This is a genomic window from Citrobacter freundii ATCC 8090 = MTCC 1658 = NBRC 12681, assembly GCF_011064845.1.
GTDB classification, from domain to species: Bacteria; Pseudomonadota; Gammaproteobacteria; order Enterobacterales; family Enterobacteriaceae; genus Citrobacter; species Citrobacter freundii.
On the sequence record NZ_CP049015.1, the window covers coordinates 418,301 to 437,753 of the forward strand.

General features: G+C 51.1%; 13 protein-coding genes, 2 tRNA genes and 3 rRNA genes. 10 read left to right on the top strand and 8 right to left on the bottom strand.

The genetic code is table 11. From position 1 onward, the window contains the following. Window positions 1-26: 26 nt before the first annotated feature. The 4 genes from G4551_RS02075 to G4551_RS02090 are packed head-to-tail and all read left to right on the top strand — an operon-like array spanning window position 27 to window position 2,223. Entirely contained in the window at window positions 27-569 is a 543-nt protein-coding gene (locus G4551_RS02075; protein WP_003842156.1) for a DNA topoisomerase family protein, read from the top strand. 4 nt (window positions 570-573) lie between these two features. Next, window positions 574-1,146 carry an L-threonylcarbamoyladenylate synthase type 1 TsaC gene (gene tsaC / locus G4551_RS02080; RefSeq protein ID WP_003842158.1) on the top strand — a complete coding sequence of 191 codons (573 nt, stop codon included), beginning with the start codon at window positions 574-576 and terminating at the stop codon, window positions 1,144-1,146. 1 nt (window position 1,147) lies between these two features. Continuing rightward, a complete protein-coding gene (gene aroE, locus G4551_RS02085) occupies window positions 1,148-1,969 on the top strand; it encodes a shikimate dehydrogenase (RefSeq protein ID WP_003842160.1) in 822 nt (273 codons plus the stop codon). Then, window positions 1,966-2,223 (top strand): DUF1488 family protein, encoded by a 258-nt coding sequence (locus G4551_RS02090; RefSeq protein WP_003842161.1) that lies wholly within the window; start codon window positions 1,966-1,968, stop codon window positions 2,221-2,223. Before aroE ends, G4551_RS02090 begins: the two co-directional genes overlap by 4 nt. On the opposite strand, the gene G4551_RS02095 is transcribed toward G4551_RS02090, so the two are convergent. After that, a complete protein-coding gene (locus G4551_RS02095) occupies window positions 2,199-2,753 on the bottom strand; it encodes a gamma carbonic anhydrase family protein (RefSeq protein WP_003842163.1) in 555 nt (184 codons plus the stop codon). The genes G4551_RS02090 and G4551_RS02095 overlap by 25 nt on opposite strands. Window positions 2,754-3,224: 471 nt before the next feature. Here G4551_RS02095 and G4551_RS02100 point away from each other — a divergent pair. The 5 genes from G4551_RS02100 to G4551_RS02120 all read left to right on the top strand — a co-directional run bounded on the left by G4551_RS02100 (window position 3,225) and on the right by G4551_RS02120 (window position 10,454). Next, window positions 3,225-4,766, top strand: a 16S ribosomal RNA gene (locus G4551_RS02100). 85 nt (window positions 4,767-4,851) lie between these two features. Beyond that, window positions 4,852-4,927: transfer RNA gene (locus G4551_RS02105), tRNA-Glu, on the top strand. A gap of 219 nt (window positions 4,928-5,146) precedes the next feature. After that, window positions 5,147-8,053: ribosomal RNA gene (locus G4551_RS02110) — 23S ribosomal RNA — on the top strand. Between the two features lie 97 nt (window positions 8,054-8,150). Then, window positions 8,151-8,266 (top strand): 5S ribosomal RNA (gene rrf / locus G4551_RS02115). The 16S, 23S and 5S rRNA genes sit together here with 1 tRNA gene alongside, the layout of an rRNA operon. A gap of 466 nt (window positions 8,267-8,732) precedes the next feature. Further along, window positions 8,733-10,454 (top strand): SulP family inorganic anion transporter, encoded by a 1,722-nt coding sequence (locus G4551_RS02120; protein WP_003839453.1) that lies wholly within the window; start codon window positions 8,733-8,735, stop codon window positions 10,452-10,454. Between the two features lie 219 nt (window positions 10,455-10,673). On the opposite strand, the gene G4551_RS02125 is transcribed toward G4551_RS02120, so the two are convergent. From G4551_RS02125 to aspA, 7 genes are all read right to left on the bottom strand, one after another. Beyond that, a complete protein-coding gene (locus G4551_RS02125; protein ID WP_003839454.1) occupies window positions 10,674-12,335 on the bottom strand; it encodes a fatty acid--CoA ligase in 1,662 nt (553 codons plus the stop codon). A gap of 439 nt (window positions 12,336-12,774) precedes the next feature. Continuing rightward, window positions 12,775-12,850: transfer RNA gene (locus G4551_RS02130), tRNA-Phe, on the bottom strand. A 152-nt stretch (window positions 12,851-13,002) separates the two neighbouring features. After that, window positions 13,003-13,578, bottom strand: a complete 576-nt coding sequence (locus G4551_RS02135) for a transcriptional regulator (RefSeq protein WP_003025441.1) — start codon at window positions 13,576-13,578, stop codon at window positions 13,003-13,005. Window positions 13,579-13,614: 36 nt separating this feature from the next. Continuing rightward, on the bottom strand, window positions 13,615-15,324 hold the full coding sequence (locus G4551_RS02140; RefSeq protein WP_003839455.1) for a protein-disulfide reductase DsbD: 1,710 nt from the start codon (window positions 15,322-15,324) through the stop codon (window positions 13,615-13,617). Next, window positions 15,300-15,647, bottom strand: a complete 348-nt coding sequence (cutA, locus tag G4551_RS02145; protein WP_003025447.1) for a divalent cation tolerance protein CutA — start codon at window positions 15,645-15,647, stop codon at window positions 15,300-15,302. Before cutA ends, G4551_RS02140 begins: the two co-directional genes overlap by 25 nt. Window positions 15,648-15,775: 128 nt before the next feature. Next, window positions 15,776-17,077, bottom strand: coding sequence for an anaerobic C4-dicarboxylate transporter DcuA (gene dcuA, locus G4551_RS02150; protein ID WP_003025449.1), 1,302 nt, complete (start codon window positions 17,075-17,077; stop codon window positions 15,776-15,778). Window positions 17,078-17,192: 115 nt separating this feature from the next. Then, window positions 17,193-18,629, bottom strand: coding sequence for an aspartate ammonia-lyase (gene aspA / locus G4551_RS02155; protein ID WP_003025452.1), 1,437 nt, complete (start codon window positions 18,627-18,629; stop codon window positions 17,193-17,195). A gap of 338 nt (window positions 18,630-18,967) precedes the next feature. Here aspA and G4551_RS02160 point away from each other — a divergent pair, with 338 nt between their 5' ends. Further along, window positions 18,968-19,444: an FxsA family protein gene (locus G4551_RS02160; RefSeq protein WP_003025457.1), complete on the top strand. Its 477-nt coding sequence runs from the start codon at window positions 18,968-18,970 to the stop codon at window positions 19,442-19,444. The last annotated feature ends 9 nt before the right edge of the window (window positions 19,445-19,453 follow it).

Here is a 19,453-nt window from a genome sequence, read left to right on the forward strand (position 1 = left end):
TCAATCTTCATTCAGTATGAGTTGTTATGGCTAAATCAGCACTGTTCACGGTGCGTAAAAATGAGCCCTGCCCACAATGCGGGGCTGAATTGGTTATTCGTTCCGGGAAACACGGTCCGTTTCTCGGTTGTTCACACTATCCAGAATGCGATTACATCCGTCCGCTGAAATCTTCCGCGGACGGACATATTGTCAAAGTTCTGGAGGGTAAGCTTTGTCCTGCATGTGGCGCTGAGCTGGTGCTGAGACAGGGACGATTCGGTATGTTCATTGGATGCAGTGACTATCCTGCGTGCGATCACACCGAGCTCATCGACAAGCCTGATGAAACAGCAATAGTCTGTCCTCAATGCCAGACTGGTCATCTTGTCCAGCGGCGTTCCCGTTATGGCAAAACCTTCTACTCCTGCGATCGCTATCCGGAGTGCCAGTTTGTCATTAACTTCAAACCGTTATCCGGAGAATGTCCTGAGTGTCATTATCCGCTTCTCATCGAAAAGAAAACCGCACAGGGTGTGAAGCATTTCTGTGCCAGTAAACAATGTGGAAAGCCGATTTCGGCGGAATAAAAAAGTGAATAATAACCTGCCCACAGACGCTATCGCTGCGGCGATAGCGATTCTGAAACAAGAAAAAGTCATCGCCTATCCAACTGAAGCTGTTTTCGGTGTCGGTTGCGATCCCGACAGCGAAACGGCTGTTACCCGTCTGTTAGAGTTAAAACAACGCCCAGTCGATAAAGGTTTAATTTTGATTGCGGCAAGCTTTGACCAGCTTAAACCCTATATCGACGATAGCATGCTCACCGAGGCCCAACGTGAGGCTGTGTTCGCCCGCTGGCCTGGGCCTGTTACTTTCGTTTTCCCGGCGCCCGCGACTACGCCTCGTTGGTTGACCGGTCGTTTTGACTCGCTGGCCGTGCGTGTCACCGATCATCCGCTGGTGGTTGCATTGTGCCAGGCTTATGGCAAACCATTAGTCTCTACCAGTGCTAATCTGAGTGGCTTACCGCCTTGCAGAACGGTTGAGGAAGTCCGTGCGCAGTTTGGTACAGACTTTCCTGTGGTTGAGGGGGAGACCGGAGGCCGTTTGAATCCTTCGGAGATCCGTGATGCTCTGACGGGTGAACAGTTTCGACAGGGGTAATATGAAAGAAGCCTATGCTGTTTTTGGTAATCCGATAGCGCACAGTAAATCGCCCTTTATTCATCAGCAATTTGCAGAGCAGTTGAAGATTGATCATTCCTATGGGCGTGTACTGGCGCCCATCAATGATTTTGTGAATACACTGAACGCTTTTTTTGCTGAGGGCGGGAAGGGGGCAAATGTCACAGTGCCTTTTAAAGAAGAGGCGTTTGCACGTGCTGATGAACTAACGGAGCGGGCATCGCTTGCTGGAGCGGTCAACACCCTTAAACGGCTGGAGGATGGGCGTTTACTGGGAGACAACACGGATGGTATCGGCTTATTAAGCGATCTTGAGCGTTTATCTTTCATTCATCCCGGATCGCGAGTTCTGCTGATTGGTGCGGGTGGTGCATCCCGTGGAGTTTTATTACCTCTTCTTTCTATGGATTGTGCGGTGACTATTGTTAACCGTACCGCTTCGCGTGCTGAAGAACTGGCACAAATCTTCTCCCACACCGGCAGCGTGCAGGCGGTGGGAATGGACGATCTTGAAAATTGCAGTTTTGATTTGATCATCAATGCCACATCCAGCGGAATGAGCGGTGAGATACCAGCTATTCCAGCATCTCTTATCCACCCTTCGGTCTATTGTTATGACATGTTTTATCAGAAAGGGAACACACCGTTTCTTTCCTGGTGTGTTTCGCATGGGGCGAAACATTATGCCGATGGCCTGGGGATGCTGGTGGGGCAGGCTGCGCATGCAGTTTTACTTTGGCATGGCGTTTTGCCACAGGTGGAGCCTGTCATAAAAAGCATGCAACAGGAATTGTCGGCATGAATCAGGCGATCCAGTTTCCCGAACGGGAAGAATGGTGCACGGATGTTAACGCCGTTGTGTTTCCAGCGATGGTTCATGGTATGCAGTTAACATGTGCCATATCTGGAGAGATTATGGCGTCCCGCTTTGGCGGCGACACGCCTGAGCAGTGGTTGGAAATATTTCAACAGCATCGCTGGGATCTGGAAGAAGAAGCTGAAGCATTGATCCAGGCCCAGCAGGAAGATGCTCAAGGTTGGGTGTGGTTACTCTGACTTAAATACTCGTCTTTCCACTTAACATAGTTGTTAGCTGAATATTGTAAGCCTGCTTTCTCTTCATCGCTTAATGGACGGATTTGCTTAACCGGGCTTCCCAGGTACAGATATCCGCTTTCCAGGCGCTTGTTTTGTGGAACCAGGCTACCAGCCCCAATCATAACGTCGTCTTCTACGACTACGCCATCCAGCAGAATCGATCCCATGCCGACTAATACACGGTTGCCAATGATACAGCCGTGTAGCATGACTTTATGACCAACCGTAACGTCCTCACCCACGATCAGTGGGTTACCCTGCGGATTAGACGTGGATTTATGCGTGACATGGAGAACGCTGCCGTCCTGGATGTTTGTACGGGCACCAATTTGTACATAGTTAACGTCGCCACGAATGGCAACCAGTGGCCAGATTCCGACATCATCAGCTAAACGAACATCACCAATGACGACACTACTGGTGTCGATCATCACGCGATTTCCGATCTGTGGGAAAAGATCCTTATAAGGACGCAGTACATCAGACATGTTTACCTCAACGAAAATAGAGCAGTAATGAAAACTTTGGTTGGATTATTGAGACTGTGCAAGTGGTTTAGCTATCAAAAATCAGTCAAATTGCGCAGGAATGTAGCGAAAGGAGTGAAAAACAAGCATTCAGAAAAAAAGATCCAAAAAATACTTGTGCTAAAAAATGGGATCCCTATAATGCGCCTCCATCGACACGGCGGATGTGAATCACTTCACGCAAACAGCCGGTTCGGTTGAAGAGAAAAACCTGAAAATGAGGGTTGACTCTGAAAGAGGAAAGCGTAATATACGCCACCTCGCGACAGAGCGCTAAAGCGCGTCGCAACTGCTCTTTAACAATTTATCAGACAATCTGTGTGGGCACTCGAAGATACGGATTCTTAACGTCGCAAGACGAAAAATGAATACCAAGTCTCTGAGTGAACATGCGTAATTCATTACGAAGTTTAATTCACGAGCATCAAACTTAAATTGAAGAGTTTGATCATGGCTCAGATTGAACGCTGGCGGCAGGCCTAACACATGCAAGTCGAACGGTAGCACAGAGGAGCTTGCTCCTTGGGTGACGAGTGGCGGACGGGTGAGTAATGTCTGGGAAACTGCCCGATGGAGGGGGATAACTACTGGAAACGGTAGCTAATACCGCATAACGTCGCAAGACCAAAGAGGGGGACCTTCGGGCCTCTTGCCATCGGATGTGCCCAGATGGGATTAGCTAGTAGGTGGGGTAACGGCTCACCTAGGCGACGATCCCTAGCTGGTCTGAGAGGATGACCAGCCACACTGGAACTGAGACACGGTCCAGACTCCTACGGGAGGCAGCAGTGGGGAATATTGCACAATGGGCGCAAGCCTGATGCAGCCATGCCGCGTGTATGAAGAAGGCCTTCGGGTTGTAAAGTACTTTCAGCGAGGAGGAAGGCGTTGTGGTTAATAACCGCAGCGATTGACGTTACTCGCAGAAGAAGCACCGGCTAACTCCGTGCCAGCAGCCGCGGTAATACGGAGGGTGCAAGCGTTAATCGGAATTACTGGGCGTAAAGCGCACGCAGGCGGTCTGTCAAGTCGGATGTGAAATCCCCGGGCTCAACCTGGGAACTGCATCCGAAACTGGCAGGCTAGAGTCTTGTAGAGGGGGGTAGAATTCCAGGTGTAGCGGTGAAATGCGTAGAGATCTGGAGGAATACCGGTGGCGAAGGCGGCCCCCTGGACAAAGACTGACGCTCAGGTGCGAAAGCGTGGGGAGCAAACAGGATTAGATACCCTGGTAGTCCACGCCGTAAACGATGTCGACTTGGAGGTTGTGCCCTTGAGGCGTGGCTTCCGGAGCTAACGCGTTAAGTCGACCGCCTGGGGAGTACGGCCGCAAGGTTAAAACTCAAATGAATTGACGGGGGCCCGCACAAGCGGTGGAGCATGTGGTTTAATTCGATGCAACGCGAAGAACCTTACCTACTCTTGACATCCAGAGAACTTAGCAGAGATGCTTTGGTGCCTTCGGGAACTCTGAGACAGGTGCTGCATGGCTGTCGTCAGCTCGTGTTGTGAAATGTTGGGTTAAGTCCCGCAACGAGCGCAACCCTTATCCTTTGTTGCCAGCGGTTCGGCCGGGAACTCAAAGGAGACTGCCAGTGATAAACTGGAGGAAGGTGGGGATGACGTCAAGTCATCATGGCCCTTACGAGTAGGGCTACACACGTGCTACAATGGCATATACAAAGAGAAGCGACCTCGCGAGAGCAAGCGGACCTCATAAAGTATGTCGTAGTCCGGATTGGAGTCTGCAACTCGACTCCATGAAGTCGGAATCGCTAGTAATCGTGGATCAGAATGCCACGGTGAATACGTTCCCGGGCCTTGTACACACCGCCCGTCACACCATGGGAGTGGGTTGCAAAAGAAGTAGGTAGCTTAACCTTCGGGAGGGCGCTTACCACTTTGTGATTCATGACTGGGGTGAAGTCGTAACAAGGTAACCGTAGGGGAACCTGCGGTTGGATCACCTCCTTACCTTAAAGAAACGTTCTTTGTAGTGCTCACACAGATTGTCTGATGAAAAGTAAATAGCAAGGCGTCTTGCGATTGAGACTTCAGTGTCCCCTTCGTCTAGAGGCCCAGGACACCGCCCTTTCACGGCGGTAACAGGGGTTCGAATCCCCTAGGGGACGCCACTTGCTGGTATGTGTGAGTGAAAGTCGCCGACCCCAATATCTCAAAACTTACCTTCGGGTGACGTTTGAGATATTTGCTCTTTAAAAATCTGGATCAAGCTGAAAATTGAAACGACACACTGTTTCATTTCTCCGTAATAAGAAATGAAAAGCGGTGTGTTCGAGTCTCTCAAATTTTTGCAAGTCGATGATGTTTTACGAAACATCTTCGGGTTGTGAGGTTAAGCGACTAAGCGTACACGGTGGATGCCCTGGCAGTCAGAGGCGATGAAGGACGTGCTAATCTGCGATAAGCGTCGGTAAGGTGATATGAACCGTTATAACCGGCGATTTCCGAATGGGGAAACCCAGTGTGATTCGTCACACTATCATTACGTGAATACATAGCGTAATGAAGCGAACCGGGGGAACTGAAACATCTAAGTACCCCGAGGAAAAGAAATCAACCGAGATTCCCCCAGTAGCGGCGAGCGAACGGGGAGCAGCCCAGAGTCTGAATCAGCTTGTGTGTTAGTGGAACGGTCTGGAAAGTCCGACGGTACAGGGTGATAGTCCCGTACACCAAAATGCACAGGTTGTGAACTCGAAGAGTAGGGCGGGACACGTGGTATCCTGTCTGAATATGGGGGGACCATCCTCCAAGGCTAAATACTCCTGACTGACCGATAGTGAACCAGTACCGTGAGGGAAAGGCGAAAAGAACCCCGGCGAGGGGAGTGAAAAAGAACCTGAAACCGTGTACGTACAAGCAGTGGGAGCCTCTTTATGGGGTGACTGCGTACCTTTTGTATAATGGGTCAGCGACTTATATTCTGTAGCAAGGTTAACCGTATAGGGGAGCCGAAGGGAAACCGAGTCTTAACTGGGCGTTAAGTTGCAGGGTATAGACCCGAAACCCGGTGATCTAGCCATGGGCAGGTTGAAGGTTGGGTAACACTAACTGGAGGACCGAACCGACTAATGTTGAAAAATTAGCGGATGACTTGTGGCTGGGGGTGAAAGGCCAATCAAACCGGGAGATAGCTGGTTCTCCCCGAAAGCTATTTAGGTAGCGCCTCGTGAACTCATCTTCGGGGGTAGAGCACTGTTTCGGCTAGGGGGTCATCCCGACTTACCAACCCGATGCAAACTGCGAATACCGAAGAATGTTATCACGGGAGACACACGGCGGGTGCTAACGTCCGTCGTGAAGAGGGAAACAACCCAGACCGCCAGCTAAGGTCCCAAAGTCATGGTTAAGTGGGAAACGATGTGGGAAGGCACAGACAGCCAGGATGTTGGCTTAGAAGCAGCCATCATTTAAAGAAAGCGTAATAGCTCACTGGTCGAGTCGGCCTGCGCGGAAGATGTAACGGGGCTAAACCATGCACCGAAGCTGCGGCAGCGACACTATGTGTTGTTGGGTAGGGGAGCGTTCTGTAAGCCGTTGAAGGTGTATCGTGAGGTATGCTGGAGGTATCAGAAGTGCGAATGCTGACATAAGTAACGATAATGCGGGTGAAAAACCCGCACGCCGGAAGACCAAGGGTTCCTGTCCAACGTTAATCGGGGCAGGGTGAGTCGACCCCTAAGGCGAGGCCGAAAGGCGTAGTCGATGGGAAACAGGTTAATATTCCTGTACTTGGTGTTACTGCGAAGGGGGGACGGAGAAGGCTATGTTAGCCGGGCGACGGTTGTCCCGGTTTAAGCATGTAGGCGGAGGTTCCAGGTAAATCCGGTACCTTTTTAACGCTGAGGTGTGATGACGAGGCACTACGGTGCTGAAGTAACAAATGCCCTGCTTCCAGGAAAAGCCTCTAAGCATCAGGTAACACGAAATCGTACCCCAAACCGACACAGGTGGTCAGGTAGAGAATACCAAGGCGCTTGAGAGAACTCGGGTGAAGGAACTAGGCAAAATGGTGCCGTAACTTCGGGAGAAGGCACGCTGATATGTAGGTGAAGTGATTTACTCATGGAGCTGAAATCAGTCGAAGATACCAGCTGGCTGCAACTGTTTATTAAAAACACAGCACTGTGCAAACACGAAAGTGGACGTATACGGTGTGACGCCTGCCCGGTGCCGGAAGGTTAATTGATGGGGTTATCCGTAAGGAGAAGCTCTTGATCGAAGCCCCGGTAAACGGCGGCCGTAACTATAACGGTCCTAAGGTAGCGAAATTCCTTGTCGGGTAAGTTCCGACCTGCACGAATGGCGTAATGATGGCCAGGCTGTCTCCACCCGAGACTCAGTGAAATTGAACTCGCTGTGAAGATGCAGTGTACCCGCGGCAAGACGGAAAGACCCCGTGAACCTTTACTATAGCTTGACACTGAACACTGGTCCTTGATGTGTAGGATAGGTGGGAGGCTTTGAAGTGTGGACGCCAGTCTGCATGGAGCCATCCTTGAAATACCACCCTTTAATGGCTGGTGTTCTAACGTGGACCCGTTACCCGGGTTGCGGACAGTGTCTGGTGGGTAGTTTGACTGGGGCGGTCTCCTCCTAAAGAGTAACGGAGGAGCACGAAGGTTAGCTAATCCTGGTCGGACATCAGGAGGTTAGTGCAAAGGCATAAGCTAGCTTGACTGCGAGAGTGACGGCTCGAGCAGGTGCGAAAGCAGGTCTTAGTGATCCGGTGGTTCTGAATGGAAGGGCCATCGCTCAACGGATAAAAGGTACTCCGGGGATAACAGGCTGATACCGCCCAAGAGTTCATATCGACGGCGGTGTTTGGCACCTCGATGTCGGCTCATCACATCCTGGGGCTGAAGTAGGTCCCAAGGGTATGGCTGTTCGCCATTTAAAGTGGTACGCGAGCTGGGTTTAGAACGTCGTGAGACAGTTCGGTCCCTATCTGCCGTGGGCGCTGGAGAATTGAGGGGGGCTGCTCCTAGTACGAGAGGACCGGAGTGGACGCATCACTGGTGTTCGGGTTGTCATGCCAATGGCATTGCCCGGTAGCTAAATGCGGAAGAGATAAGTGCTGAAAGCATCTAAGCACGAAACTTGCCCCGAGATGAGTTCTCCCTGAGACTTTAAGTCTCCTGAAGGAACGTTGAAGACGACGACGTTGATAGGTCGGGTGTGTAAGTGTAGCGATACATTGAGCTAACCGATACTAATGAACCGTGAGGCTTAACCTTACAACGCCGAAGATGTTTTGGCGAAGAGACAGACATCAGATTCAGCTTGATTACAGATTACATTAACCGGCGAAAAGCGGGTTAATAACAGAATTTGCCTGGCGGCTGTAGCGCGGTGGTCCCACCTGACCCCATGCCGAACTCAGAAGTGAAACGCCGTAGCGCCGATGGTAGTGTGGGGTCTCCCCATGCGAGAGTAGGGAACTGCCAGGCATCAAATAAAAGCGAAAGGCCCGGTCGAAAGACCGGGCCTTTTGTTTTATCTGTGGTCTGTCGGTGAGCGCTCTCCTGAGGAGGACAAATCCGCCGGGAGCGGATTTGAACGTTGCGCAGCAACGGCCCGGAGGGTGGCGGGCAGGACGCCCGCCATAAACTGCCAGGCATCAAATAAAGTGAAGAAGCCCATCCTGACGGATGGGCTTTTTTGCGTGTGTGCGGGGTAAAAACCGCCGGGCTGAACGTATTGTGCAGGCCTGATAAGCGCAGCGCATCACGCACATCGCAGCACCATCGGGTGCAAAGCAATAATATCCTGAGCCTGCATAACACAAGCCATTCTGCGGCATACGCGATAAACACCCAATCTGAATTATCTGTATTACCTCCCGAAAATATCAGGATCTCCTGCGGCAGTTACGTGTACCTTTATCTATTAGTAAGGGTCAATCCGGAGAATAAAGTGTTCGGAAAAATGGTATTAAACTACATGCCGGGACTAAAAAATTTATTAGCGTACGATAAAAGCTGGCTAAAACATGATGTTAAAGCCGGGTTATCCGTTGCTGCCGTAGCACTACCGGTTGCGATTGCTTACGCTGAGTTGGCGGGAGTCGGGGCTATTGTCGGGTTATATTCCTGCGTTTTGCCAATGCTAGCTTATGCACTGTTTGGTTCTTCCCGCCAATTGATTGTTGGCCCTGATGCCACGACCTGCGCGGTAATTGCGGCAGTTGTGGTTCCTCTTTCTGCCGGAAATCCAGAACTCCACTGGCAGTTAACAATCGTCATGACCGTGATGATGGGAGGATGGTGTCTACTTGCCAGTAAGTTTCGCCTGGGTGCGCTTGCTGATCTGCTTTCTCATCCCATTCTAACGGGGCTGCTTAACGGCGTTGCCGTGACGATTATTGTCGGGCAACTCGGTAAGGTGCTGGGGATTACGCTTGATGAAGAGCAAGTGATAGAGAAGATTATTGCCCTGCCAGGCCGACTCTCGGAAATTCATTTATTAACCTTAGGGATCTCCATCCTAACGTTAGCGATTTTAATAGCTATCAAAACGTTTCGTAGCCAATGGCCAGCACCGTTGATTGCAATTGTGATAACAACGGCGCTGGTATGGATCACATCTGCACAGCAGTATGGTATTGCCACTATTGGGGGATCGGGCTTCCAGTCTGGTTTGCCTGTTGTTCACTGGGGCTCATTTCAGCCTGGTCTGGCGCGTGATTTATTGATCCCTGCGCTGAACCTGGCATTAGTCAGTTTTGTTAGCCTGATGCTAACCGCTCGCAGTTTTGCCGCGAAAAATGGATACGAAATAAATGCTGATGCTGAGTTCAGGGCTTTGGGTGTTGCGAATCTGATGTCTGGCTTATCTCAGGGGTTTGCGATTAGCGGAGCCGATTCCCGGACTGCGGTAAATGACTCCACCGGAGGGAAAAGTCAGCTGGTTTCCGTTGTTGCAGCCTTAATTATCGGAATTGTCGTGGTATTTTTCACGCAGCCATTACCATTTATTCCGGTATCTGCATTAGGCATTGTTCTAATTTATGCATCGTGGTCATTGATTGATTTACGCGGACTCTGGAATCTGAGGCGAAGAAATAAACCCGCATTTCGCCTGGCGTTCTTCACCTTTGGCTGTGTTCTGATTATTGGTGTTATTCAGGGGATCGGCCTTGCGGTATTGCTGGGTCTGTTGCAGTTCCTGCGCACAGTTTTTCGTCCTACTGAACACTTATTGGGAATTGACGAAAATGGGATGATTCACTCATTAGGTAATTCAACTGATGTGAAAATGATCCCTGGCGTGTTGATGTACCGATTTAACTCACCGCTGACCTATTTTAATGTGGCCTATTTTAAGCGCCGCGTTTTGAGTTTAGTCGATGGTGCAGTACTACAACCTAAATGGGTGGTCATTGACGCCGTTTCTTGCTTTACCTATTCAGATATCAGCGTCTTGGCAACCATTAATGAGTTAAAACGGGACCTGAAGGGGCGGCAGATTAAGTTAATTCTTGCGGGCCGGAAAACGGAGTTAACACGCTGGTTTAAAGAGAGTCGACCGACAATGAAAGACGACGACATGATTCTGGCACCAGACCTTTATTTGGCGCTGCGGTTTATTCAAAGCAAAGAAAGCATGAGTGAGGGTGAATCTGGCGTTGTTGAATAAAGCAGATTTAGGTAAATGATCAGGCTGGATGGAAGGCGCTGATGACGGGTTTTCGTCCAGCAGGACCTGACCTCGACCAGAACCCCATGTTGCTAAAGGGGGGATCAGCATCCGCCCGGGGACGGTGAGTTCCCCGGCAGAGCATTGATATCGGCAAGCTACCTGAAATATAAGCAGTGTGACTGTTGTTAACCTTACGCTGTGAATGCGACAGATCGCTTAAATGATATCCTTCCCATTGCTGGCTTCGAGCTCCCGAATCAGGCGCTTGTTGATCTTGCCAACGCTGGTTTTGGGAATATCCGGGACTATCCTTATCTGTCGTGGGATCGCCCATTTAGTGATGTGGCCGCGGTCGACGAATCCTTGTAGATGTGTCGCTATGGCCTGTGGCTCCAGGTCCTCCCCTTCCTTGCAAACCACCAGAGCCAGGGGGCGTTCTCCCCACTGCTCATCAGGTATCCCGACGATGGCTACCGACCTGACCGCCGCGTGTGAGCTGATGAGGCTCTCCAGCTCCAGCGTGCTTATCCACTCACCGCCCGTCTTGATTACGTCTTTGATGCGATCCTTGATTTCCACTATCCCATGGGGATCGATAGAGGCTATGTCGCCGGTGTGCAGCCAACTGCCATTCCATAGCTCAGCCCCTTTCTCGGGTTCCTTCAGGTAGCCCTGAGTCAACCAAGGGGCTCGTACCACTATTTCGCCCAGGGCTTCTCCGTCGTGCACCACCTCCCGACCTTCGCCATCGACGATACGCAGATCCACCAACGGGACAGGCAGGCCGGTCCGAATCCGCAGGGGTAACTGTTCATCCATGGGAAGGGCCAGCTCGGCATCGCTTAAGTGGGTCATACAGAGCAGGGGACAGGTCTCAGACATGCCATAGCCGGCGTGAATGCGTATGCCCCTATGGTGGGCCTGTGTCGCCAGTCCAAGGGACAGTGAACTGCCACCCAGTAACATCTTCCATCCTGACAGATCAGTCTGCGTGGCTTCTTCGCACTCAAGGATCATCTGCAAAATGGTTGGCACACAATGCGAGAAGGTCACACCCTCATCGTGATAAAACCGCACCAGTTTGTTGGGTTCGTAACGACCGGGGTATACCTGCTTCACACCCAGCATTGTTGCGACATAGGGAGCGCCCCAGGCATGCACGTGGAACATAGGGGTGATCGGCATGTAGACATCGTTCGATCGTAGCAGCGACTGTCCCTCGTGGGCAGCCAGGAGACCCAGCTCATTGAGCGTGTGCAGGACCAGCTGGCGATGGCTAAAGTAGACTCCCTTGGGATTGCCCGTGGTTCCAGTGGTATAGAACAAGGTAGCTATCGAGTTTTCATCGAAGTCGGGGAAGTCAAAGAGTTCTCCCGCTGCGGCCAGCAGGGTCTCATATTCCCCGAGCACCGGCAGGCTGGTCGCCTTCGATTCTTCGTCGCTAAGCTGGATGTATCCCCGGACAGTGGTCAGCGTCTCAGCCAGTGACTCGACAACCGGCAAGAAGTCGTCGTGCACCAGTACCAGGTTGTCCTCGGCATGATTCATGGTGTAAGCGATTTGGTCCGCCGAGAAGCGGACGTTCACCGTGTGCAGCACGGCCCCAATCATGGGTACCGCGAAGAAGCACTCGAGGGCGCGATGGCTGTCCCAATCTAGCAGGGCGACGGTGTCTCCAGGCATGACACCGGCCGCTGTCAGCATGTTTGCCAGGCGATGAATGCGCTGTTTGAGGGTACGATAGTCGTAACGGAGCTTATCGGCGTAGACGATTTCTCGCTCGGGATGAGAACGCCCACCCGACAGCAGTAGGCTCTTGATCAGCAACGGATAGGCATGAGCCCCCTGCGCTGGCTGTATGATTTTTGTTTTCACCATCCAGATTCCTCGTTGACTCACTATTTGCTCGGTATGATGGCAATTGTAGATGAAGGTTGGCTTTTACTCCCTGGCGTTTGCTTCAGATATCGAGGCGGCGACCAGTTCCAGCCCCTGGGGATGAATGTGCGTACCTTGCAACGCGATCGGGTTATTCGCTACCTGCAGAATCCTGGCTACTCTATGCCCAGTTTCTTCACCCGCTGGTTCAGTGCCCAAGGTTGTTCAGATAAATTACTCAAATCTGGCCTACGGTTAAGCACGTCAGAAAAAGAGGTGTGCCTGATACCGCTATATTTTTTGCAGTACCATCGTGGTCTCACTGGAAGGTTTAACTGGCGTGATGAGGTAGGGTAGGAGTCGCAGTGGACAGAACGATCAGAAATCTAGCAGAACCCTGAAAGCAAAAAACCCGCCATAGGCGGGTTCTTCTGAATAGTGGTGCCCGGACTCGGAATCGAACCAAGGACACGGGGATTTTCAATCCCCTGCTCTACCGACTGAGCTATCCGGGCAACGGGGCGCATTAAACCGTATTCACGTCTGTCAGTCAATCAAATTTCTGGAAACATTGTTCAACCGCTTAATATTGCGGCAATCTGCATGGTTATGCCTGAAGTTTGCACAAATCTTCCCGACAGATGCGGCTAAAACAGATAATGCTCGCTTAGGTCAGCGCACCGCCCATTCGGCACTGGGCAAAGCGTAAGATATCTTCAGCCAGGTGGTGTGCCGTTTCGACATCAGCATGACTACGATTAACCAGCATGCGGCTCAGGCAGCCTTCCAGCACCAGTTCCATCTGTTTGGCGACCATTGCCGGGTCGTCAACTTCCAGCGTCGTGAGCAGTTCATGGGTGAAGTCATGTGCTGCCTTTTTTTGCTGATCGGCTAACTGATGGATCGGATGCCCGGGATCAGGGTAAAACGTACAGGCGGCGATGAACAGACAGCCGGGATAGCGATTATTGCTCACGCATTCGGACAGTGCGGTGTAGCGCGCCAGTAATTTCTGCTCAGCGCTCAGGGTGTCATCCAGCAAAAGCTGACGCCGCCAGATATCCACCCGCTGGCTGAGGTAACGTAGCGCATCGTACAGAATGGCCTCTTTATCGGGCCAAAAGCGCTGCAGTTCATCCAGAGGATAATCGATACGTTCGGCCACCATTTCCAGCGTGGTATTGGCTATCCCTTGCACCTCAAGTAATTTCAGGGCTTCTCCCAGGACATCTTCACGTTGCACGGTATTCTCCTCCGTATTTCCTGTTGCAAGTGTCGCTCACGGTTGGCGATCGCGCAAATGTGCGCTGAAGGTAGCGGCATCCATAAAACCCGTTACCCGGGCCTCCGGATGCTCTTTTCCCTCGGCATCAAAGAACAAGATAGTCGGCAAACCTAAAACCTGTAGATGTTTCAGCAGAGCGACATCCTGGGCATTGTTTGCTGTCACATCCGCTTGCAACAGCACCGTGTTGCCTAGCGCTTGCTGAACCTGCGGATTACTGAACGTGTACTTTTCAAATTCCTTACAGGCTACACACCAGTCGGCATACAGATCCAGCATGACTGGCCTGCCTTTAGCTTGCTCCAGCGCTTGATTTAACGCATCTACCGATGCCACCGGCGTGAAGTTAAGGTGTGCCTGGGGTTGAGTATGCGGTGCGCCGAACGCCCAGTCTTGCAGTGGACGCACACATACCAGTGCTGCGGCTAACAGGACAATCTGCACGATACGCATCCAGGCGTGCTTTGCCTGCAGGCTGGTAATGAACGCCCAGCCAAAGAACGCGACGCCTAACAGTGACCATAAGCGAACGCCCCACTCGTCACCAACGATACGTTCGAGTAAGAAGACGGGAAGCGCCAGAATGACAAAGCCAAAAGCGGTTTTGACATGTTCCATCCATGGGCCACTTTTAGGCAACAGGCGATTGCCAAATACGGTAATCAGCATCAGAGGTAATCCCATCCCCAGCGCGTACAGATACAGCGTGCCGCCTCCCAGCCACATGTTCCCGCTTTGAGCGATATACAGCAAAATCGCGCTTAGCGGGGCCGTTGTGCAAGGAGAACAGATGAGGCCAGCAATCGCCCCCATCGCAAAGACGCTGCCGGGAGCTCCGCCTTGCTGGCGGTTACTCATTAGCGTGAGGCGCGTTTGCAGCGATGAAGGGAGTTGCAGTGTGAACAGGCCAAACATCGACAGAGCCAGCAGCGTAAAGATGACGGCAAGGCCAATCAGGACGTAGGGATGCTGAAGCGCGGCCTGGAACTGCAATCCGGCGGCAGCAACAACCAAACCCAGCGCGGTATAGGTGAGCGCCATCCCTTGAACGTAGATAAACGTCAGCAGCAGTGCCCGTCCGGTTGATAAGCGTTGCTTGCCGCCCAGTACGATTCCGGAAATCAGCGGATACATCGGCAGTACGCAAGGCGTAAACGCGATACCAATTCCAATCAGCAATGCCCACAGTGCGGAAAAGGGAAGTTGGGCCGTGGGCTGCGGTTTCTCTTGCGGATCTGTAGTGGCTGGGGCTGGCGCAGGGGAGGCCGCGGCACCGGTAGACACTTCACTTAATGGCACCGTTTTTGTTTCTGGTGGATAGCAAAATCCGGCGTCGGCGCAGCCCTGGTATGTGATCGTTAATGTTGCGCCAGACTTAGCCTGATTGACCGTGATCGGGATAGTCAGCTGTTTACGGTAAATCTCACTTTTGCCGTAAAACTCATCTTCATGCCAGACGCCTGGCGGCAGTTTTATCTCGGCAATATCGGCCTGAGATGGCGTAATGCTTATCTGTTTGCGATACAGATAATAGCCATCTTTAACCTGCCATGTGAGGTTCAGATCGTGTTGGTTTTGCTGAAAATCAAAAACAAACGCCCGATCGGCAGGTACAAACTGCGAGCGGCCAGGCGCGTCAAATAATCCAGCAAAGGTAGATGTGCTGCACAGCAGCAGGATCAGCGTAAGGATGCGTTGAGCCATGAGCGGTAATCAAAGTCTCCGTGAGTGACGGGTAAAACCAGAAGTTCAGGCGTTTGATACGGATGATGTGACTTCAGGCAATCGAGAAGGGCTTGCTGGTGTGTGACGGTGGTTTTTAAAATCATCTGCACTTCATATTCCTGTTCCAGTTTGCCTTCCCAATAGTAGAGGGAGGTCGCACCGGGTAGCAGGGTCACGCAGGCAGCCAGCTTTTCCGCCAGCACTTTGGCGGCGAGATCCTGGGCGGTTGCTTCATCCGGGGCGGTACAGAGCACCACAACGGTATCGGGGATGGAAATATCCTGACTCTTTACATCAAGCATAAACACCTCGAAAGAACAGAGTAACCAGCAAAAGAATGGTCACTATACAACGGACGAGGGAAGGATGTTAGCTAAAGCGGGGTGGGGAGGAGGAACTGCAGGGCGCGAAGGCACCCTGCAGTAAAGTCTTACAGCATGAAGCTGCCCAGCAAGAAGCCGAAGCAGACAGCCAGAACCACACCCAGAGTACCTGGGATGAAGAACGGATGGTTAAAGACGAATTTACCGATGCGAGTTGTACCGGTGTCATCCATCTGAACCGCCGCAACCAGAGTTGGGTAGGTTGGCAGAATGAACAGACCAGAAACAGCGGCGAAAGATGCAACAGCCGTCAGTGGGGAAACGTTCAGAGCCAGAGCCATCGGCATCAGTGCTTTAGCGGTTGCAGCCTGAGAGTACAGCAGCGCGGAAGCAAAGAAGAAGATGACCGCCAGCAGCCACGGATGACCCTGAATTACGCTACCTGCAGTATCTTTGATCCAGTCAATGTTGTGAGATACGAAGGTATCACCCAGCCATGCAACACCAAGGATACAAATACAGGCGCTCATACCGGCTTTGAAGGTGCTGGAGTTCAGGATGGAGTCAGTTTCAACGCGGCAGACGATCGTGGTCAGCGTCGCGACGCTCAGCATGATGATCAGGATTGCGTTGGTGGTGTTCATCAGCGGTTTAGCGACCAGGCCAAGGCTTGGGCTGTTGATGATGGCGTATACAACTACGCAAACCACGCCCAGCAGGAACAGCCAAACGGAGGTTTTCGCGCCAGCTTTGATTTCAACTTGTCTTTCACCGCGCAGTTCAACCAGGCCTTCTTCCAGACGCTTACGATAAATCGGGTCGTCAGACAGTTTGGAGTTGAACAGTGCGGTGATCAGGAAGGACATCACCAGAACGGCCAGCAGGGTGGACGGAATGACCACGGACAGCAGGTGAATGTAGCTGATGCCATGACCTTCCATGACGGAAGACATGTAAACCACGGCTGCGGAGATTGGAGAAGCCGTAATCGCAATCTGTGCAGAAACCACTGCGGTAGAGAGCGGACGGCAAGGCTTGATACCTTGTTCCTTCGCAACTTCAGCGATAACTGGCAGCGTTGCCAGAGAGATGTTGCCAGTACCGGCAAAGATAGTCAGGAAATAGGTCACGATAGGTGCAAGGATCGTGATGTATTTCGGGTTCTTACGCAGCAGTTTTTCAGTTTGATGAACCAGATAGTCCAGACCACCTGCAATCTGCATAGCTGAAATGGCAGCGATAACCGCCATGATGATGGAAATAACATCGAACGGGATATTACCGGGTTTTACGCCGATAGCGGCAAGAACCAGAACACCCAGCCCACCTGCAAATCCAATACCGATACCCCCAAGTCTGGCACCTAAAAAGATTGCCAGCAAAACGATGATAAGTTCTAAAACTATCATATTAGCCTTCCTTGTTGTTTAACAAGTTGATATTAAATTGTTGTTTTTAAGTAACTTCGAGTAAGAAAAAAGGCACGTCATCATGACGTGCCTTCTCCGGTACTACCCTACACGATTACTGTTCGCTTTCATCAGTATAACGTTTTGCTTTATAAGCAGGGTGCATCAGGTTCTGTGCAGAGAAGATATCGTCCAGTTCAGACTCGGTCAACAGACCGCGTTCCAGGACAACTTCACGTACGCTCTTACCAGTTTCGGCACAAATTTTACCGACGATGTCGCCGTTGTGGTGACCGATGAACGGGTTGAGGTAAGTAACGATGCCGATGGAGTTGAATACAAACGCTTCACAGACTTCTTTGTTAGCAGTGATACCACTAACGCATTTTTCCAGCAGGTTGTAGCAAGCGTTGCTCAGAATGTGAATGGATTCAAACATTGCCTGACCAATGACCGGCTCCATTACGTTCAGCTGCAGCTGACCAGCTTCAGATGCCATGGTGACAGTGATATCGTTACCGATGACTTTGAAGCACACCTGGTTTACGACTTCCGGAACAACCGGGTTCACTTTAGCTGGCATGATAGAAGACCCAGCCTGCAGTTCCGGCAGGTTGATCTCGTTCAGACCCGCACGCGGACCAGAGGAGAGCAAACGCAGGTCGTTACAGATTTTGGACATCTTCACAGCCAGACGTTTCAGTGCGCCGTGCACCATAACGTATGCGCCACAGTCAGAAGTTGCTTCAATCAGGTCTTCTGCCGGAACACAGGCGAAGCCAGTGACTTCAGCCAGTTTCTGTACTGCCAGCGGAGAGTACTCTTTCGGCGTGTTCAGACCAGTACCGATTGCTGTCGCGCCGAGGTTAACTTCCAGCAGCAGCTCAGCGGTACGCCCAATGTTTTTCACTTCTTCTTTCAGCAGTACGCTGAAAGCACGGAATTCCTGACCGAGAGTCATCGGTACAGCATCCTGCAGCTGGGTACGACCCATTTTCAGGATGTCCTGGAATTCATCGGCTTTTTTCTCAAAGCCTTCACGCAGTTGGTTCAGTGCATCAATCAGTTTGATGATGGATGCGTATACAGCGATACGGAAGCCAGTTGGGTATGCATCGTTGGTAGACTGACATTTGTTAACGTGGTCGTTCGGGTTCAGGTACTGATATTCACCTTTCTGGTGACCCATCAGTTCCAGACCGATATTGGCCAGAACTTCGTTGGTGTTCATGTTGACGGAGGTACCCGCACCACCCTGGTAAACGTCTACCGGGAACTGATCCATGCATTTTCCGTTATTCAGGACTTCATCACACGCCGCGATGATGGCATTTGCCACACTCTTAGGAATGGTTTGCAGCTCTTTGTTGGCCATTGCCGCTGCCTTTTTAACCATTACCATACCGCGAACAAATTCAGGAATATCGCTGATTTTGCTGTTGCTAATGTAGAAGTTTTCAATCGCTCTCAGAGTGTGGACACCGTAGTAGGCGTCCGCTGGAACTTCCCTGGTACCCAACAAGTCTTCTTCGATACGAATGTTGTTTAACATGTGAACCTTCTTTTTCAAGCTGCCAATGATTTGACTAAACACACAGGATATATGTGATTTCGATTGTTTCTCGACCGACGATTATCCCCTGCATCGGTCTGATACCCGAGATCATATGCTGGTTAAGGATTTCTACCGTAATCTGGATCACTTAAAGCGTGGAATTTACCCCTTATTTATTATTCTGTGAAATGGATCACCCCTTTGTGATTAACCCTAAATATTAGTGTACAAGCCACTTGAAATTTTGCTAACCACCACAATATCAAATCGATGCGATTAACATAATTTTTCGAATAGAAGTTGAACAAAACGGCTGTTATTAACAGGAGATCCCTTTGCGCTGGATACCATTACTTGCCATTTTTCTCTATGTTTACATAGAGATATCTATTTTTATTCAGGTTGCCCATGTGATGGGCGTCCTGATGACGCTGATTTTGGTTATTTTTACGTCGGTTATCGGTATGTCTCTGGTTCGTAATCAGGGATTTAAGAACTTTTTACTGATGCAACAAAAAATGGCGGCTGGTGAAAGTCCGGCTGCAGAAATGATCAAAAGTGTATCGCTGATTATCGCTGGTCTGCTGTTGGTACTGCCTGGTTTTTTCACCGATTTCCTCGGTCTTCTTCTTTTATTACCCCCGGTGCAAAAACATCTGACGATGAAACTGCTGCCACATTTACGTTTTTCGCGTATGCCTGGCGGTGGTTTTAGCGCCGGAACCGGTGGCGGTGAGACTTTTGATGGTGAATTTCAGCGCAAGGATGACAAGCGCGACAGCATCGAACATAAAGACGATCGTCGGGATTAAGGCTCAGTA

What these genes read in the sequence shown, in the direction of transcription:
- G4551_RS02095 (WP_003842163.1), bottom strand. Translation starts at nt 2,753, where the DNA reads ATGTCTGATGTACTGCGTCCTTATAAGGATCTTTTCCCACAGATCGGA.
- dcuA (WP_003025449.1), bottom strand. Translation starts at nt 17,077, where the DNA reads ATGATAGTTTTAGAACTTATCATCGTTTTGCTGGCAATCTTTTTAGGT.
- cutA (WP_003025447.1), bottom strand. Translation starts at nt 15,647, where the DNA reads ATGCTTGATGTAAAGAGTCAGGATATTTCCATCCCCGATACCGTTGTG.
- G4551_RS02075 (WP_003842156.1), top strand. Translation starts at nt 27, where the DNA reads ATGGCTAAATCAGCACTGTTCACGGTGCGTAAAAATGAGCCCTGCCCA.
- G4551_RS02090 (WP_003842161.1), top strand. Translation starts at nt 1,966, where the DNA reads ATGAATCAGGCGATCCAGTTTCCCGAACGGGAAGAATGGTGCACGGAT.
- aspA (WP_003025452.1), bottom strand. Translation starts at nt 18,629, where the DNA reads ATGTTAAACAACATTCGTATCGAAGAAGACTTGTTGGGTACCAGGGAA.
- aroE (WP_003842160.1), top strand. Translation starts at nt 1,148, where the DNA reads ATGAAAGAAGCCTATGCTGTTTTTGGTAATCCGATAGCGCACAGTAAA.
- G4551_RS02125 (WP_003839454.1), bottom strand. Translation starts at nt 12,335, where the DNA reads ATGGTGAAAACAAAAATCATACAGCCAGCGCAGGGGGCTCATGCCTAT.
- G4551_RS02140 (WP_003839455.1), bottom strand. Translation starts at nt 15,324, where the DNA reads ATGGCTCAACGCATCCTTACGCTGATCCTGCTGCTGTGCAGCACATCT.